At 34.6% G+C, this 1805-nt stretch carries 2 protein-coding genes; both read right to left on the bottom strand.

Going from position 1 to position 1805, the window contains the following annotated elements; genetic code table 11:
* Positions 1-223 precede the first annotated feature (223 nt).
* Complete coding sequence (locus DW640_RS23200; protein WP_117579002.1) at positions 224-772, bottom strand: DUF5043 domain-containing protein; 549 nt, start codon at positions 770-772, stop codon at positions 224-226.
* Between the two features lie 13 nt (positions 773-785).
* Positions 786-1805, bottom strand: a 1020-nt coding sequence (locus DW640_RS23195; protein WP_117579001.1) for a hypothetical protein, incomplete at its 5' end; no start/stop codon positions are given.

The following is a 1805-nucleotide window of genomic DNA, read 5'->3' as shown; positions in this document are numbered from 1 at the left end:
GTTTCCTGTGAGTCCAGATCTGTTTCGTCCTGTAAGCAGGAATACAGTATCAGACCAAAAGTAAGAAGTCCGACAAAGTAACAAACAGGTCGTTTGATTTTTTTTGTTTTCATCTTTTTATATTGTTATATAGAAATAGATAATTTGAATTAAGAGGTTATTCCAATATTGAATAGCCTCTTATTATAAAAGCGGCTCTCAAAATTACTATCGAGACTACAGATTACTTAGGTTCTATTGGCCACCATTGGTATACATAATTCAATGTTTTAGCCAAGGGGGTTAATGTATACTTTAGACCAATCAACTTGGTCTCTATTTCACGATAAATGGATACAGGTATAGTGGCATAAGGTGTGAAATCGGCAAAATTGAAAAGAACTTCGCTTATTCTTCCTGTTTCAGAGTCAGTACAAGTAATTATGATCAGTTCGAATCCTTTCATCTTTCCTTTATAGTCAGCAAAAGCATTATTAACGATCACTTTGAAAATGGAATCATTATAAGCCTCATTCTTATCTTTAACATATAAGGGACTATAGTTTTCTGGAGTTACATAAAATGGGGTATTTGTGCCTTTCTTCATTTGTTTTATGTATGTCCATTTATTATTCTTGTTATACAAATTTATATCCCCGCTCTCAGTATCTACATCGCATTGATAGATGTATCCCTGCTCGTTAAAAGTTTTAGTTGTTGTATAATAATTTGTTTGAGCAATAGCCAATGAAACATTATACAATAGGCTGATTAATATAAATATATTTTTCATATTTCTTTGTTTATTATTGATACAAACTTCTTAAATTGTTGAAATTATCTAATCCTTTTCTGCTATTAAGCCAAGGATAATCAATATTATCATACCCCACGTCTCTGAAGTCACTTATAATTTTAGGAATTATTTTTTGCAATTTTCCAGCAGTTATCCCTGGTCGTAAATTGCCAAACTCATCGATATATCTTACCAAAAGACGTGTTGCATTCCATCTAGAGTCATTCTTGCTTTTTTCGTACCACCAAGTCCTTTCGCTTGCCTCCAAACTATTTATATATATTTGCTGAATGAGATGTGCTTCGAATTCTCGATTCAACTGCGTTGCATTCCATGTTTCTTGCTCTGTATATGATTGGAGAGCATGAACCATCTCATGCAAAAGAGCACTGCTAGTTATATCCATTCTCATTTTAATACCTCCTAAACCAGGATCGAAATTACTATTCATATTGTCACTAATAAATTGAATAATCAAAGTTTTTCCCTTGAGTGCTTCTTGTAATTTGTGATATAAAGCTTCACCAATCTTGGTCTTAGTCATTTTATTAAGTAGATTCTCAATTGTTTTCCAGCTATTATCTGTCATATTGGAATTACGAAATATCGCTTTTGCTTTAGGAGCCACTGGTTGATACCCTCCTCCAACGCCACCACCGCCATCTACTTCTGGAGGGAACCATGTATGGGCATTACCATCTTTATCATAGTATATGTTGTTGCATACTAATTTGGTTTCATATTTTGTTCGAGTACGGCATTCGATACCGAAGCCGATTCCGTATTCAGGATCTTCGTAAATAAATGGTGTACATTCATCATATTCTACAAAAACACTTTCATAATGACATTCTGAACTTTCGCTACGTGTATCTGCATTAGCTTGCATTTCTAGTCCTTTTTCTGTCCCCTGGCTGATTGTAGCTACAATCTTTCCATCTTTGTATTGCCAGCCGTTGACCAAACCACCTTCCGGTTCATAAAAGTAAACGCTACCACTAAGATCGGGAGCCCGGTACAGGTAACTATT

The sequence above is a fragment of the Bacteroides sp. AM23-12 genome, assembly GCF_003434395.1.
GTDB classification, from domain to species: Bacteria; Bacteroidota; Bacteroidia; order Bacteroidales; family Bacteroidaceae; genus Bacteroides; species Bacteroides thetaiotaomicron.
Note: the sequence above shows the minus strand (reverse complement) of the source record. Positions and strands in the feature narration are given on the sequence as shown.

Excerpts from the sequence above, each read along its gene's own strand:
- DW640_RS23200 (WP_117579002.1), bottom strand. The coding sequence starts at position 772 with ATGAAAAATATATTTATATTAATCAGCCTATTGTATAATGTTTCATTG.